The sequence below is a fragment of the Massilia sp. WG5 genome, assembly GCF_001412595.2.
Classification (GTDB): Bacteria; Pseudomonadota; Gammaproteobacteria; order Burkholderiales; family Burkholderiaceae_D; genus Telluria.
Genome location: NZ_CP012640.2, coordinates 5,401,405 through 5,416,278, shown reverse-complemented (window position 1 = coordinate 5,416,278; position 14,874 = coordinate 5,401,405). Strand labels below are relative to the sequence as shown.

Here is a 14,874-nt window from a genome sequence, read left to right as displayed (position 1 = left end):
TCATCCTCGCGATGTTCAAACGGCGGCCGCGCCGGAGACGATCTCGGTGATCTCCTGCGTGATCGAGGCCTGGCGCGACTTGTTGTACTTGAGCGTCAGCTCGCCGATCACATTGCCGGCATTGTCGGTGGCGGCCTTCATGGCCATCCGCCGCGCCGCCTGTTCGGAGGCCATGTTCTCGGCCACGGCGCGGTAGATCAGCGCCTCGACATAGTGCCCGACCAGCTCGTCGATGACGGTCTGGGCGTCCGGTTCGGTGATGTAGTCCAGGCGCAGCGCACTGTCCGGGCGCAGCGCTTCGCTCCCCATCGGGATCAGGACTTCCTCCGCCGGCTCCTGGGCCATGGTGTTGACGAAGCGGGTATAGCACATCCTGATCTCGTCGAGCTCGCCCTGCTGGTAGGCGTCGGTCAGTACCTTGACCGGCCCGATCAGGCGCTCCAGGTGCGGCACGTCGCCCAGCTGCACCACCTGCGAGACGACGTGCGCGCCGAAGCGGTTGAGGAAGCCGAAGCCCTTGCCGCCCACCGCCACCACGTCCACCGCGACGCGCTGGTCCGCGTACTGGCGCATGCGGTTGGTCACCAGGCGCAGCACGTTGACGTTCATGCCGCCGCACAGGCCCTTGTCGGTAGTGACCACGATCAGGCCCGCGCGCCGCAGGGCTTCATGCCGGACCAGGAAGGGGTGGGTGTAGTCCGGGTTGGCTTCCGCCAGGTGGCCCGCGATATTGCGCACCCGCTCGGCGTAGGGGCGCGAGGCGCGCATCCTGTCCTGCGCCTTGCGCATCTTCGATACCGCCACCATTTCCATCGCCTTGGTGATCTTGCGCGTGCTCTCGACGCTTTTGATCTTGGTACGAATTTCCTTGAAGCCGGCCATGATGTCCTCCTAACCCAACAAGCGCGCCGCATCGTCCAGCAGGGCGGTGGCCGAGCACAGGTCGGCGCGCGCGAATCGCACCAGCGTGAAGGCGCGCGCCTCCGGCGGCACGGTCGGGACCCGGGCCACCTCGAACACCACCTCGTCGCCGGCCGCCCGGCTGTCCGGCGGCTGCACCACGTTCATCCTGTTCAGCACGCAGCGGCGGGTATGCACGAACAGGTGGGCGGCCGGATCGGCCAGCACCGCGCACACCTCGGCCAGCTCGCGGTCCAGCGCCTCCGAACGCAGCCCCAGCCGCTCGATCGCGCTCTCGTTCTCGTTGATCGCTTCCTGCAGCCGCGCCAGTTCCTCGGTGCCGGCCGCCTGCGCGTCGCCGCCGATTATCGCGCCCATCCCGATGCCCTTGCGCTCCAGCAGCTGCAGGCGCGTATGCAGCAGCGCCCGTTCGCTCTCGAGCAGGCCGCGCCGGGTCTGCTGCGCTGCATAGCGCGCGATGCCCTGCAGCCCGAGCTGCACGACCAGGCGGCGCACGATCTCTTCGCGCAGCTCCGGTTCGGTGCGCCCGCACATGCGCACCTGGTGGTCGCTGAAGCCGATCGTTTCCTGGATCTCCTCGCGGCGCATGGTCTCCCCTTCCAGCGTCGTGCCGAGCACGCGCTTTTCGAGCATCGCCATCCCGAGCACGGCCCAGGCTTCGCGCTGCCCCGGGTTCTGCTCGAAGAAGGTACGCAGGTCGCGTGAGCGCGACAGCACCGGCGCGACCTCGTCGGCGCTGCCGAAGAAGGCGTGGATGTAGGGGTCGAGCGACCAGGCGGCGGCGCTCGCCTCGCGCGCCGGCGGGATCGCGGCGACGATGCCGCCCACGTAGCGCAGCGTGGTCGTGACCGCCGGCGCCAGCCGGGCTTCGTAGCGGCGCGCCATGCGCAGGTGCGGGCTGAGCGCGATGATGCGTTCGACCGCCTCGGCGACGCGGACCCGGTCCGGTTCGCCGGCCGGATCCCCGCCGTTCGTATCCCTGCCCGGCCGCCACCGGTTCAGCAGCTGCGCCAGCTTCATCGCAACGTTCATCCCTGGGCCGCTCCCTCGTCGTAGCGCTGGTCCACCACCGACACCTGGATCTTGCGGTTCTTCCAGAACAGGTCCTGCAGGCGCGGCTGCAGGCTGCGCAGCGCCTCCGCCGGCGCGCCGCCGTAGCGCAGCAGCACCGCCGGCCGGCTGCCGTCGCCGGGCATGTGCTCGATCGAGTCGCAGGGCGGAAAGCCGTAGCGCGCCAGCAGGTCGCGGATGTCCTGGTCCGAGGCGCTGCTGTCCACATTGCCGATCAACAGACTGGCCATGGTGATGCTCCTCCTATGCCATGATGTTGACGCCGCCGTCGATATACAGCGTCTCGCCGGACAGCCGGCGCGCCAGCGGCGTGGCCAGGAAGGCGCAGGTATAGCCGACGTCCATGATGTCCACCAGCTCGCCGAGCGGCGCGCGCTGGGCCGCCTCGGCCAGCATGCGGTCGAAGTCCTTCAGGCCGGCGCCGGCCCGGGTCAGCAGCGGCCCCGGCGAGATCGCATGCACGCGGATGTGCTGTGGACCGAGCTCGTAGGCGAGGTAGCGCGCGCTCGCCTCCAGCGCCGCCTTCACCGGCCCCATCACGTTGTAGTTGGGGACGACCTTGTTGGCGCCGTAGTAGGACATCGTGAACATGGTGCCGCCATTTTTCATCAGCGGCGCGCCGGCGCGCGCGAGCCGGATGAAGGAGTGGCAGGAGATGTCCATCGCCTGCGCGAAGCCCTCCGCTGAGCAGTTCAGCAACCCGCCCTGCAGGTCTTGCTTGGGGGCGAAGGCCATCGAGTGCACCAGGATGTCGAGTGCGCCCCACTCCTTGCCGATCCGCTCGAACAGGGCCTCGACCTGTTCCGGCCTGCCCACGTCGAGCGGCATGAACACGGGCGCGTCCAGCTCCCTGGCGAGCGGCTCGACATAGGCGCGCGCCTTGTCGTTGAGGTAGGTGATGGCCAGCTCGGCGCCCATCTCGCGGAAGGCCTTGGCGCAGCCCCAGGCGATCGAATGCTCGTTGGCGATACCGGTCACCAGTGCCTTCGCGCCCTTCAGGATCGGACGCGGGATGTCGATAGTCATGTGTTCGCTCCTTCGTCAATTGGCATTTGCGGGACTTCGCCGGGAATCACGAGCGCGGCGCCGGTGGCGTCCAGTACCTGCTGCACCGATACCCCGGGGGCGGTCTCGCGCAACAGCGCCGCGCCGTTCTCGAACGCGATCACGGCCATTTCGGTCACCACCAGGTCGACCGGCCGGATCGAGGTCAGCGGCAGCGTGCATTCCTTGACGATCTTCGAGGCGCCCTTGGCGGTATGCTGCATGGCCACGATCACGCGCCTGGCGCCGGTGACCAGGTCCATCGCGCCGCCCATGCCGGGCACCATCTTGCCGGGGATCGTCCAGTTGGCCAGCAGGCCGCGCTGGTCGACCTGCAGGCCGCCGAGCACGGTCACGTCCAGGTGGCCGCCGCGGATCAGGCCGAAGGACATCGCGGTATCGAAGGTGCAGGCGCCCGGCAGGGCGCTGACCGGCTGGCCGGCGGCGTCGGTCAGCAGGGCTTCGGTCATCCCCTCCTCGGGGATCGGGCCGGTGCCGATCAGGCCGTTCTCGGACTGGAAATAGATGCGCATGCCGGCCGGGACGTAGTTGGCGACCAGGGTCGGAATGCCGACGCCGAGGTTCACCAGCATGCCCGGCTTGAGTTCCTGCGCGATGCGCCTGGCGATCAGGGTTTGCGGATCCATGATGGTTTCCTAGTGGGCGACCACGTAGTCGACCAGCACCGCCGGCGTCACCACCTGGTCGGGCGGGATCATCCCGACCGGCACGATGTGGCAGGCGTCGACGATCAGGGTGCGCGCCGCCATCGCGATCACCGGATTGAAGTTGCGCGCCGTGAGCGCATAGGTCAGGTTGCCGTAGTAGTCGGCCAGGAAGGATTCGACCAGGGCGAAATCGGCTCTCAAGGCCGGCTCGACCAGGTACTGGGCGCCGTCGATGTCGAGCTTGCGCTTGCCCTCCTCGACCAGGGTGCCGACCCCGGTCGGGGTCAGCACGCCCCCCAGGCCGAAGCCGCCGGCGCGGATGCGCTCGATCAGCGTCCCCTGCGGCACCAGTTCGACCTCGAGTTCGCCGGCGATCATCTTCTTCTGGGTTTCCGGGTTCAGGCCGATGTGGCTGACGATGGCGCGGCTGGCCACCCCGCCCGAGATCAGCTTGCCGATCCCGCGGCCGGGGCGCGCGGTGTCGTTGGCGATCACGGTCAGTCCGCGCCGGCCCTGGCGCACCAGCTCGTCCATCACGCGCTCGGGCGTGCCCACGCCCATGAAGCCGCCGACCATGACGCTGGCGCCATCGGGGATCAGTTCGACCGCCTTGTCCAGGGACACGGTTTTCACGATCGGCCTCCCTGCAGCACGGTGGCGAAGGTATGCCGCGCGATCATCTGCTCTTCATCGGTCGGGATCACCCAGGCCTGGACCCGGCTGCCGTCGCTGCCGATGCGCGGCCCGTTCGCCTCGTTGGCGGCCGGGTCGAGCCCGACGCCGAGCCAGGCCGCCTGGCGGCAGACCCGATCGCGGATCGATGCGGCGCGCTCGCCGATGCCGCCGGTGAACACCAACGCATCGAGACCGCCCAGGGCCGCCGCCAGCGAACCGAGCTCGCGCCCGATGCGGTAGGTGAACAGCTCGACGGCGAAGCGGGCGCGCGGATCGTCGCTAGCCAGCAGGGTCCGCATGTCGCTCGAGATGCCGGACACGCCCAGCAGGCCGGAGCGCTTGTAGATCAGGTCCTCGACCGCGCGGGTGTCCATCTTCAGTTCGTCCATGAGGTACAGGATCACGCCGGCGTCGACGCTGCCGCAGCGGGTGCCCATCACCAGCCCGTCGACGGCGGTGAAGCCCATCGTGCTGGCGATGCTGCGCCCGGCGCGCAGCGCGCACATGCTGGCGCCATTGCCCAGGTGGGCGACGACGGTGCGGCCCTGCGCCGCCGCCGGCGCCAGGTCCGGCAGGCGGCTGGCGACGTACTCGTAGGACAGGCCATGGAAACCATAGCGGCGCACGCCGCGCGCGGTGATTTCGAGCGGCAGCGCGAAGGCGGCCGCCTCTTCCGGCTGGGTGTGATGGAAGGCGGTGTCGAAGCAGGCCACCTGCGGCACGTCCGGCCGCTGCCGCGCCAGCACGCGGATCGGCGCCAGGTTGTGCGGCTGGTGCAGCGGCGCCAGCGGCACCAGGGCCGCCAGCTCGTCGACCACCTCGGGGGTGATCGGGGTCGGCCGGGTGAAGCGCAGCCCGCCATGCACCACCCTGTGGCCGACCGCGACCAGGCGGTGGCCTTCGCGGTGGCTGCGCAGGAAGTCGCCGATGTAGCCGATCGCGCCCTCATGTCCCAGCTGGGTGCCCGGCGTCCAGCTGTGTTGGTCGCGGCGGTCGCCGGCCGCGTTGGACACCGAGAAGTGCGGCTCGGTATACAGGCCCTCGATCTGGCCGCGCAGGAGCGGCTGGGGCGCGCTGCCGCCGCCGTTCATCTTTGCATCATAGGCGCGGAACTTCAGGCTCGAGGAGCCGGCGTTCAGCACCAGGATCAGGTCGGCCATGGCATCACCCGATCGGCTGCTGCTCGCGCCGCGCCTTGGCCACCAGCACCGCCACCGCACAGGAGGCCTGCCGGGTCATGACCGAATCGGCGCGGCTGGTCAGGATGATCGGCACGCGCGCGCCCAGCACGATGCCGGCCGCGTCGGCCCCGGCCAGGAAGGACAGGCTCTTGGCCAGCATGTTCCCCGCTTCCAGGTCCGGCACCAGCAGCACGTTGGCGCGCCCGGCCACCGGCGATTCGATGCCCTTGATCCGGGCGGCTTCCGGGTCGATCGCGTTGTCCAGGGCCAGCGGGCCGTCGACCAGCGCGCCGGTCACCTGCTTGCGGTCGACCATCTTGCACAGGGCCGCCGCTTCGATCGTCGACGGCACCTTGGGATTGACGTTCTCCATCGCCGACAGGATCGCGACCCGCACCTCCTTGAACAGCATGGCATGCGCGAGGTCGATCGCGTTCTGCAGGATGTCGCGCTTTTCCTCGAGCGTCGGGGCGATGTTCACCGCGGCGTCGGTGATGATCAGCGGATCCTCATGGTCCGGCACCGCCATCACGAAGCAATGGCTGACGCGGCGCCCGGTGCGCAGGCCGGCATCGCGCCTGACCACGGCGCCCATCAGTTCGTCGGTATGCAGGCTGCCCTTCATCAGGGCTTCGGCCTTGCCTTCGCGGACCAGCCTGACCGCCGCCTCGGCCGCGGCCTCGCTGTAGGGCGCGTCGACGATCGGGTAATCGCCGATCGGGATACCGTACTGCTGCGCCACCGCGCGGATGCGCTCGGCCGGGCCGCACAGGATCGGCGCGATCAGGCCCAATTGCGCCGCTTCGGCCGCGCCCGCCAGCGAACTCTGGTCGCAAGGATGCACGACGGCGGTCGGCAGCGGCGGCAGCGCGCGGCAGTAATCGATCAGGCGCTGGTACTTCTCGTGCTTGTTTTCCATGCTGCTCTCCCGGTCTGTCTTACCTGGTCACGGCCTGCGCCCCTGCCGCAAGGCGGCGGCGCTCGCCGCTGGGACGCGTGGCCGCGGGCGTGTGACGGCGCTCGCTGGGCTGCCGCGGCGCCAGCACGCCGCGAATGCGGCCCAGCATGTCCAGCTGCTGCCCGGTCGGCTGCGCCGCCTGCACCCGCTGGTCCGCCATCAGCTTGTCGAGGAGGGTCAGCAGTTTCACGCGGTCGCCGGGATCGGCCAGCAACTGCGCCAGCGTGGCGATCGCCTGTTCCGGCTCGTAGCGCGCGATGATCTCCTGTTCGCCGCGGATGCGGCGGAACTGGTCCGGCGCGACCTGGGGCAGCAGCGCCGCGTAGTCGTGCGCCAGCTCGTCCGTGGTCTGCAGGCGGGCCAGCGGCAAGGGTTCGTCCTTGCGCATCAGCAGGTAGCCGATGCGGGCCACCGCTTCCGGGTAGCCGCCTTCGGCAATCGACGCCAGCGCCTCCTTCACGAAAGGCAGGTCGCGCGGCTCGGGCGGCGCCGGCAGTTCGGGTTGCTGGCGGCCGGCCAGGTAGACGTTGTACATGTTCGCGTACACGCCGAAGAAGGCGGCTTCGGTGCCGGCGTCGCGCAGTCCGCGGTAGAGGTCGAGCGTGGCGCTCAGGATCTCGGCGCCGATGTGCTCCAGCCCGCGCAGCGGGTGGTCGGGTTCGACGCCGCGGCGCTGCGCGCGCACGGCATCGGCGGCCGGCCGCAGCCAGGCCAGCCACGGGTTCAGGTCCGACAGCATCCAGTGCTGCATCCGCAAGGGATGGAAGCGGCGCAGCATCTCCGCCGTGAATTCGTTCGACATCGCCTGCACCAGCGGCCGGGCGAACAGTTCGTAGGCGCGCTGGTTGAACGCCGAGATCGTCTCGACCGCTTCGAAGGGCTTCTCGTCCTCGCGCTCGAAGCGGTTGAGCCGCTGCACCACGTCCTCGAGCTGGCGTTCGCGGAACTCCACTTCGTATTCCGGCTGGGTGTCCGCGCCGGGCTTCCGGTTGATATCCATCGCGTACAGCCCGGGCGGCAGGCGCTCGATGGTCTGCAGCACCGAGACGATCTGGGCATGCTCCTTCTTCGCCACCTTGCCCGAGACGAAGATGCCGAGGTGGCCGATATCCTGGTGCACCAGGCCGACGATCACCTGGCCGCGCGCCTTGATCTCCTCGGTGCTGCCGTACAGGTCGGCCACCCAGTTGAAGGCCTGCTGCGGCGGGGTGATGTTGTCGCCCATCGAGGCGAACAGGATGATCGGCGAGCGGATGTCGCGCAGGTCGAAGGCCTGGCCGCTGGCCGACTTGACGTCGCCGCTCCACAGCTTGTTGCCGACGAAGAGATTCTGCGTGATCCATTCGATCTCTTCGCGGTTCATCAGGTAGAAGCCGCCCCACCAGCGCTCGAACTCGAGGAAGCGCGCCGGCTCCGTATCGATGTTGGCGTAGAGGTTGTAATACTTGCCCCACAGCGAATTGGCGGGGTTCAGGCGCTCGAAGTTGTGCACCAGCCAGGCGCCGTCGAACTTGCCGTTGCCGAGGTCCGCCGTCATCGACGACAGCCAGGTGCCGCCGAGCAGGCCGCCGCTGTAGCGCATCGGGTTGTCGCCCTCCCCTTCGCTCCAGGCACCGCCCCAGTAGGACATGGGCGCGCCGTTGATCACGATCGGGCCGGTGTCTTCCGGCGAGGAGGAGCTGAGCATCATGGCGGCCCAGCCGCCCTGGCAGTTGCCGATGATGGCGGGCTTCGGGCTGTCCGGATGCAGTTCGCGCACCTTGCGCACGAAGCGCTGTTCCGCCGCGCACACGTCCAGCATGGTCTGGCCGGGCTCGGGATCGCGGAAGAAGATCACGAAATACACCGGATGCCCGGCGCGCAGCGCCACCCCCACCTGCGAGTCGTCCTTGAAGCCGCCGATGCCGGGGCCGTGGCCGGCGCGCGGGTCGATGATCAGATAGGGCCGCCGCTTCGCGTCGACCGTCACGCCTTCGGGCGGCTCGATCCGCAACAGCGCGTAATTGACGGGTCGTTCGAAACCGCGTCCGTCGAGCACCGTCTCGGAATCGAAGTGCAGCGCCGGCTGCAGGCCGTGCACGGCGCTTTCGACGAACTCGTTGCCGCGCCGGCGCAGCGTGTCCCAGAACAGGATCGCGCGCTGCGCCGCATCGACCGAGTAGTTCCAGGCATTCCAGGGATTCGCCGCCGTGGCCAGCAGCGCCGGGACCTTGCCGTGGCCGGGCTCGGCGTCCCCGTCCAGCACCCCCGTCACCCGCTCCTTGAATTGCGTGACCGCTGTCTCGCCCCGCCTGCGCAGCAACAGGCTGACTTTCGTGCCGATGTCCGCGCTGCGCGCGATCTGGGTTCCGGCATCCATGGATGACCTCGCAATCATTGACTTTGGCCTCATGTTCGCCAGCTTTGCGCAGCCGCACAATGCGACCAAAGCCGTATCCCGCCGGGGTGGATAATGAACTGTCAAGGCGCTGGCGCAACAGTCCTGGAAGAGTATCCACGGGGAAATAGTTTCCATGCAGAACGCATGGTAGGATGTGTCCATCGGCTGCCCCCGCCCCCGGCGCCGACGACCGACCCCGGCCCTGACCCTGCCGTTTCCCGCCTCGACTGCCGGAGTGGCCATGCACCATCCCAAATTTTCTTCCGAACCTGCCCGCCTTGCCGCACTCGACTCGCTGGATGTCCTCGACACGCCGGCGGAGCAGCGTTTCGACCGCTTCACGCGCCTGGCCGCGCTGAGCTTCCGCGTGCCGATCGCGCTGGTCTCGCTGGTCGACGAAAACCGCCAGTGGTTCAAGTCGCGCTGCGGCCTCGACGTGTCGGAAATGCCGCGCTCGCTCGCCTTCTGCAGCCATGCGGTGGCGCTGGGCGGGATGCTGGTGGTCGAAGACGCCAGCCGGGATCCGCGCTTCGCCGACAATCCGCTGGTGACCGGGGCGCCGCACATCCGCTTCTATGCCGGCCAGCCGTTGTTCTGCGACGGCCAGCCGGTCGGCACGCTGTGCATCATCGACCGCGCACCGCGCACCCTGAGCGACGCCGAACGGCAGGCCCTGCGCGACCTGGCCGACCTGGCCGAGGTCGAACTGAACCACGTGAGGGTCGCCACCGCCCGCCTGATTGCCGAGCAGGCCCTGAAGTCCCTGAACACCGAACTCGAACAGCGCGTCGCCGAGCGCACCGCCGAACTCGAACGCAAGGTCGGCGAGCTGTCGCAGGAAATCGCGCTGCGCAAGGAAGTCGAGGTCTCGCTGCAGCACAGCGTGGAGTGGAACCGCACCATCGTCTCCTCTTCCTGGAGCGGCTTCATCGGCGCCGATGCCGACGGCCGCGTGGTCGAATGGAATGCCTCGGCCGAGCGCATCTTCGGCTGGCCGCGCGCGCAGGCGCTGGGGCGCAGCCTGTCCGAGCTGATCGTGCCGCCGGCCTACCGCACCGCCCACGAGGCCGGCATGCGGCGCTACCTGGAAGCCGGCGACGGGACGATGCAGAACCGCAAGCTCGAGCTGCCGGCGCTGACCGCGAGCGGACGCCAGATCATGGTCGAAATGACCATCAGCAGCTACGGATGGAAGGGCCGGCGCTGCTTCGGCGCCTTCCTGAACGACATCTCCGAGCGCATCCGCACCCGCCAGCAGCTGGAAGAGAAACAGGAGCTGCTGGACACCATGCTGGAATCGACCGACGTCGCGATCGTCGCCTGCGACGCGGTCGGCAACCTGTCGCTGTTCAATCCCGCGGCCCGGACCATCCTCGGACGCGAGATGAAGACCATCGTGCCGGCCGAGTGGTCGCAGTATTACGCGATGTACCACGTCGACGGCCGCACGCCGCTGGCGATGGACGAGGTGCCGCTGGTGCGCGCGCTGAAGGGCGAGACCATCCGCGACGAGGCGATGGTGGTCGCGCAGGACGGCGGCGCGCCGCGCACCCTGCTGGTTTGCGGCCGCCCCCTGCGCGGCGCCTCCGGCCGTCCGCTCGGGGCGATGGTGGCGATGAAGGACATCACCGAGATCAACGCGTCGCGCGCCCGGCTCGAAGTCAGCGAACGTCGCCTGCGCGCCATCACCGAGAACCTGCCGGCGCTGATCGGCAAGGTGAATGCGGCCAACGAATTCGTGTTCCTGAACGGCCGCGCCCTGCAGTCCTACGGCAAGCGCGCCGACGAGCTGCTCGGCCGCGACATCGCCCGCGCCTACCGCCCCAAGGACTATGCGCGGCTGGTTCCGCACATCGCCAGGGTGGTGGCCGGCGAGCCGGCCTTCTTCGAATACGTCGCCCGCACCAGGGGGCGCGAGCAGCATTACCAGTGCTGCCTGGTCCCGCAGCGCACCCGCGACGGCCAGCCGGACGGCTTCTTCGCGATGGCCTTCGACATCACCGAGCGCAAGGAGGGCGAACTGCGCCTGGCCGAGAGTGAGGAAAGGCTGCGCACCATCACCGACAACGTGCCGGTGCTGATCGCCCACCTCGACGGCGAGCGCCGCTACGTGTTCGCCAACGCCGTGCACCAGTCGTGGCTGGGCAAGCCGGCGCAGCAAATCCTCGGCAAGACGATGGAAGAAGCCTTCGGCGCCGACTACCTGGCGCCGCAGGCGGCAGCGCTGGAACAGGCCTGGCGCGGCCACGCGTCGCAGTGCGAGCACGAGATCGTGCGCAAGAAGCACACCCGCATCGCGCACACGACCTTCCTGCCGCAGCTGCGCGACGGCCAGGTGGTCGGCGTGTACGTACTGACCCTGGACGCCACCGCCTCGCGCATGCACGAGCGCAGCCTGCACGCGCTGGCCCACACCGACAGCCTGACCGGCCTGCCGAACCGGCGCCACTTCGAAAACGTCCTGCGGGGCGCCCGGCCCGCGCAACGCCCGGGGCGCGGCGCCGCCCTGCTGTACCTGGACGTCGACCACTTCAAGCAGATCAACGACCGCTACGGCCACGCCGTCGGCGATGCGGTGCTGGTCGAGTTCGCGCGCCGCCTGCGCGGCTCGGTGCGCAGTTCGGACCTGGTCTCGCGCAGGGCCGGCGACGAATTCACGGTGCTGCTGCACGAGGTTAGCGGCGAGGCCGACGTCGAGCTGGTGGCGCGCAAGATCCTCGCCGCGATGCGCGAGCCCTTCGAGCTGGCGGCGGTGGTGCTGCAGGTCGGGACCTCGATCGGGGCCGCACTGGCGGACCAGCCCGATCCGGCGCCGGAACGCCTGCTCGACGCCGCCGATCGCGCCCTGTACGCGGCCAAGGAAGGCGGACGCAACACCTACGCGATGCTGCGCCTGGGCCGCAGCCAGACGCACAGCCTGGCCCTGGCGCACGGCTGACGCAAGTCAGGCGGTGGCCAGGCGCGGGCTCACAGATCCCATTTCAGCTCCGCCACCCAGGTGCGCTGGGGATAAGGGTGGAAATTCCAGTATTTATAATTGTTCAGGTTGTCGATCCCGAGCGCGGCCGTCCAGTGCCTGTCGATCCTGTAGCTCAGGCGCAGGTCGGTCGTGAAGTAGCGGCTGGCCCCCTGGTAGGCGAAGCCGTTCGGATCCGAGTTGTCCAGGGTCGAATACTGGCGGCCGCTGTAGCGCGCCGCCAGCGAGGCCGCCAGGCGGTCGTCGACGCGCCAGGTCGCCTGGCCGGTGGCGCGCCACTGCGGAATGCGCGGCTGCCACTTGCCGACGCTGGCCGGGAACCTGTCGTTGCGCTCGATCTTCGATTCTAGCCAGGTCAGGCTGGCGTTCAGGTCCAGCCCGCGCAGCCCGGCGTCGCTGGCCGCGTAGGCCGCTTCGAGCCCCCTGGTGTCGATGCGGTCGACGTTCTGGACGTTGGTGACGTTCGGCGTCACCAGCACATTGGTCTGCGAGTACAGGGCGTCATGGGTGCGCTCGCCAAAGGCCGTGAGGCGCAGCAGGCCCGTGTCGAGCTTGCGCTCGGCCGTCAGCTCGCCGGTCCAGGATTTTTCCGGTCTCAAGCCCGGGTCGTTGTTGATCAGGGTGCCGGCCGCATTGATGCCGCCCTGGTACAGCTCGGACACGGTCGGCATGCGCACGGCCCGTCCGAGCGAGGCCTTCAGCAGCCAGTCTTCGCTTGCCTGGAAGGCCAGCGCGGCCTTCGGCGAGACGTGGTTCTCATCGCGGCCGCCATGGCTGACGGTGGTGGCCGCGTTCGACGTCCGACCGTCGCGCGCTTCCCATCGCTCGTAGCGCAGGCCCAGCACCGTCTTCCAGCGCGGCGCGAACTTCCAGGTGTCCTGGGCGTACAGGGCATCGATGCCGGTGCGGCCGCTGAAGGCCTGGTTGCGCACGCCGGGCGCCCCGTTCAGCCAGTCGGCGGTCGCGTTCTCGATGCTGCGCAGCCGGTAGGCTTCGCGCTGCCAGCCGAATTCGGCGACATGCTCGCCGGCCGGGCCCTCGGGCCGCCACACGCCCTTGGCCGCGTAGGTATGCCAGCCGGTGCCGTGCTGGTCGACGATGCGCCCCGCGCCGCCATTGCTCGCCGCCGGCAGCGCGATGGTCGGCGCGCGCAGGATGTCCTGGTCATAGTCATACCGGCTGGCCGCGACTTCCCAGTCGAATGTGCCGTGGGTGCTGCTCTTCAGGGTCAGGCCGTGCATGAAGTGGCGCAGGCTTTCGTTCGACTGGTTGAAGTCGTTCGGCGCCAGCGTGTAGGCGCGGCCGCCGATGTTCACCGCGCCGCTGTAGACGGGCCGGCCGGCGCCGTCGCGCAGATACGATTGCGGGCGGCCCTGCGCGTCGTTGTCCCATAGCCCGAACACGTAAGTGGCGCGCAGCTGCGGCGAGAAATCGTAGGCCAGCCTGGCCTTCATCTGCGTCTGCCCGGTGTGGTATTGCGTCCCCGCGCCGAGCAGCAGCCAGTCGCGCCCGGTACGGTCCTGGCCGGCCACGGCGCCCGTCACGGGCGTGCCCGCGCTCGACGCGGTGGCGCCCGGGTAGCGGGTCGGGAAGGTCAAGGGCTGGCCGTCGCTGTCGAGCCGGCCGAGGCCGAGGTACCAGGACCAGGCGCCGGCGCGGTTGCCGAGCGAGAAGCTGCCCTGGCGGCCATGGTAAGTGTCGTCGGTGCCGTACAGCCTGAAGGGCTGCCAGGAGGTGGAGAACCTGGCGTGCGCCTCGAAGCGCGATGGCATGCGGGTGACGTAGTCGACCACGGCGCCGACCGAGTTGCCGCCGTAGGCCGCCGAGAACGGTCCGTACAGCACGTCGACGCGCTCGATCTCTTCCGGGTTGACCATGCCCCAGCGCGGCGCGAAGCTGGCGCCGTTGCCGAGGTAGTTGGACAGCAGGATGCCGTCCGCGTAGACCGCCGAGCGCGCGCTGTTGCCGGTGCCGGAAGCGCGGGTCGACAGCACCGCGTGGTTGTAGTCGCCGATGTAGCGCTTGCGCACCAGCAGGCTGGGCATGTACTTCAGGGCGTCTTCGGCATCGCTGGCGTTGACGCCGCGCGCGATTTCCTCCCCGGTGATGGTCTCGATCGTGGTCGGGATCTGGGTCGGCAGCGAGGTCGGACGGGTGCCCGTGACGATCACGGTGCCGAGCTGGCGGGTCTGGCCGGCGGGTGCGTCCGCCGTGGCTGCGGGCGCGGTCTGGGCGAAGGCGCCGGACATGGCGGCCGCCAACACTGTCGGCGCCCATACCGGCGCCGACAACATGCGTGGGTTGTTCATGCTTGTTCCTGTAATGATGGGGATACGGCGCAGGCCGGATGACGGACCTGCGCAACGGCGATCAGGACAGGTGTGGCGGGGCGCGCGGCTGCGCCAGCGACCACGGGAACAGGGGACGCGACGCATGGTAGTACAGCGGGGGATAGACATCGCGGCCGGCGGCCGGGACGAAGGAGGCTTCCATTGGCGGCGGCAGGCCGTGGGCGGCGGCGTGCGCCGCACACCAGGCGCAGTGGCTCATGGCCTTGTGCAGCTTGCCGCCGGAAGACTGGCCGCCATCGTCGGCGGGCAGCGCGACCGGCATGGTCGCCATGCCCATCGCCGTGCAGATTTCCACCTCCATGAGGGCCTGGGCGGGCGCCGCGGCCTCCATCGCATGCGACACGAAGGGAGCGAACGCGTTCAACAGGATGGCCAGGCAGGCGATCCAGGCGATCCGCGCGCGCATGCGCCAAAGCCGTGTCGGGGTATGCATGGCCGGATTATAGATCACGGCCGGGCAGTCCGTGCTACGTTGCCACTGCGCAACGAAAACAGCTTATTCCCAGGGCCAAAAAAAATTCGCTATCGACTTTGAGTTTCCCTACGTATACAGTCAGTGCCGCCGCGGTGAGTCCCCTGCTTCTGCGCCTGCCCATCCTCTAAAACCAAGCGATGCTGCAACCCACCCCTGGTCCAGTCCTGCGTTTT

The 14,874-nt window shown here is 69.1% G+C and carries 12 protein-coding genes; 1 reads left to right on the top strand and 11 read right to left on the bottom strand.

From position 1 onward, the window contains the following. Positions 1 to 15 precede the first annotated feature (15 nt). The 9 genes from atpG to AM586_RS24145 are packed head-to-tail and all read right to left on the bottom strand — an operon-like array spanning position 16 to position 8,877. A complete protein-coding gene (gene atpG / locus AM586_RS24185) occupies positions 16 to 882 on the bottom strand; it encodes a F0F1 ATP synthase subunit gamma (RefSeq protein ID WP_047825512.1) in 867 nt (288 codons plus the stop codon). Between the two features lie 9 nt (positions 883 to 891). After that, positions 892 to 1,953, bottom strand: a complete 1,062-nt coding sequence (locus AM586_RS24180) for a hypothetical protein (protein WP_156328225.1) — start codon at positions 1,951 to 1,953, stop codon at positions 892 to 894. Continuing rightward, entirely contained in the window at positions 1,950 to 2,222 is a 273-nt protein-coding gene (locus AM586_RS24175) for a hypothetical protein (RefSeq protein ID WP_047825514.1), read from the bottom strand. The genes AM586_RS24180 and AM586_RS24175 overlap by 4 nt, the downstream gene beginning before the upstream one ends. A 13-nt stretch (positions 2,223 to 2,235) precedes the next feature. Then, a complete protein-coding gene (gene fabI / locus AM586_RS24170) occupies positions 2,236 to 3,018 on the bottom strand; it encodes an enoyl-ACP reductase FabI (protein ID WP_047825515.1) in 783 nt (260 codons plus the stop codon). Then, positions 3,015 to 3,683: a 3-oxoacid CoA-transferase subunit B gene (locus AM586_RS24165; RefSeq protein ID WP_047825516.1), complete on the bottom strand. Its 669-nt coding sequence runs from the start codon at positions 3,681 to 3,683 to the stop codon at positions 3,015 to 3,017. The genes fabI and AM586_RS24165 overlap by 4 nt, the downstream gene beginning before the upstream one ends. A gap of 9 nt (positions 3,684 to 3,692) precedes the next feature. After that, the gene (locus AM586_RS24160) at positions 3,693 to 4,337 is read right to left on the bottom strand and encodes a CoA transferase subunit A (protein WP_047825517.1); all 645 of its coding nucleotides are present in this window, start codon (positions 4,335 to 4,337) and stop codon (positions 3,693 to 3,695) included. After that, positions 4,334 to 5,539, bottom strand: coding sequence for an acetate/propionate family kinase (locus tag AM586_RS24155; RefSeq protein ID WP_047825518.1), 1,206 nt, complete (start codon positions 5,537 to 5,539; stop codon positions 4,334 to 4,336). The genes AM586_RS24160 and AM586_RS24155 overlap by 4 nt, the downstream gene beginning before the upstream one ends. A 4-nt stretch (positions 5,540 to 5,543) precedes the next feature. Next, entirely contained in the window at positions 5,544 to 6,479 is a 936-nt protein-coding gene (locus AM586_RS24150) for a phosphate acetyltransferase (protein WP_047825519.1), read from the bottom strand. A 19-nt stretch (positions 6,480 to 6,498) separates the two neighbouring features. Further along, complete coding sequence (locus tag AM586_RS24145) at positions 6,499 to 8,877, bottom strand: DUF3141 domain-containing protein (RefSeq protein ID WP_047825520.1); 2,379 nt, start codon at positions 8,875 to 8,877, stop codon at positions 6,499 to 6,501. A 262-nt stretch (positions 8,878 to 9,139) separates the two neighbouring features. On the opposite strand from AM586_RS24145, the gene AM586_RS24140 reads away from it, so the two are divergent. Then, a complete protein-coding gene (locus AM586_RS24140) occupies positions 9,140 to 11,836 on the top strand; it encodes a PAS domain S-box protein (protein ID WP_052234005.1) in 2,697 nt (898 codons plus the stop codon). A gap of 29 nt (positions 11,837 to 11,865) precedes the next feature. Here the strand turns inward: AM586_RS24140 and AM586_RS24135 are convergent, their stop codons facing one another. Together AM586_RS24135 and AM586_RS24130 are read right to left on the bottom strand one after the other, a co-directional pair. Further along, entirely contained in the window at positions 11,866 to 14,184 is a 2,319-nt protein-coding gene (locus AM586_RS24135; RefSeq protein ID WP_109370521.1) for a TonB-dependent receptor, read from the bottom strand. A 61-nt stretch (positions 14,185 to 14,245) separates the two neighbouring features. Next, a complete protein-coding gene (locus tag AM586_RS24130) occupies positions 14,246 to 14,659 on the bottom strand; it encodes a DUF2946 family protein (protein WP_052234009.1) in 414 nt (137 codons plus the stop codon). Positions 14,660 to 14,874 lie beyond the last annotated feature (215 nt).

What these genes read in the sequence shown, in the direction of transcription:
- atpG (WP_047825512.1), bottom strand. Translation starts at nt 882, where the DNA reads ATGGCCGGCTTCAAGGAAATTCGTACCAAGATCAAAAGCGTCGAGAGC.
- AM586_RS24180 (WP_156328225.1), bottom strand. Translation starts at nt 1,953, where the DNA reads ATGAACGTTGCGATGAAGCTGGCGCAGCTGCTGAACCGGTGGCGGCCG.
- AM586_RS24175 (WP_047825514.1), bottom strand. Translation starts at nt 2,222, where the DNA reads ATGGCCAGTCTGTTGATCGGCAATGTGGACAGCAGCGCCTCGGACCAG.
- fabI (WP_047825515.1), bottom strand. Translation starts at nt 3,018, where the DNA reads ATGACTATCGACATCCCGCGTCCGATCCTGAAGGGCGCGAAGGCACTG.
- AM586_RS24165 (WP_047825516.1), bottom strand. Translation starts at nt 3,683, where the DNA reads ATGGATCCGCAAACCCTGATCGCCAGGCGCATCGCGCAGGAACTCAAG.
- AM586_RS24155 (WP_047825518.1), bottom strand. Translation starts at nt 5,539, where the DNA reads ATGGCCGACCTGATCCTGGTGCTGAACGCCGGCTCCTCGAGCCTGAAG.
- AM586_RS24150 (WP_047825519.1), bottom strand. Translation starts at nt 6,479, where the DNA reads ATGGAAAACAAGCACGAGAAGTACCAGCGCCTGATCGATTACTGCCGC.
- AM586_RS24145 (WP_047825520.1), bottom strand. Translation starts at nt 8,877, where the DNA reads ATGGATGCCGGAACCCAGATCGCGCGCAGCGCGGACATCGGCACGAAA.
- AM586_RS24140 (WP_052234005.1), top strand. Translation starts at nt 9,140, where the DNA reads ATGCACCATCCCAAATTTTCTTCCGAACCTGCCCGCCTTGCCGCACTC.
- AM586_RS24135 (WP_109370521.1), bottom strand. Translation starts at nt 14,184, where the DNA reads ATGAACAACCCACGCATGTTGTCGGCGCCGGTATGGGCGCCGACAGTG.
- AM586_RS24130 (WP_052234009.1), bottom strand. Translation starts at nt 14,659, where the DNA reads ATGCATACCCCGACACGGCTTTGGCGCATGCGCGCGCGGATCGCCTGG.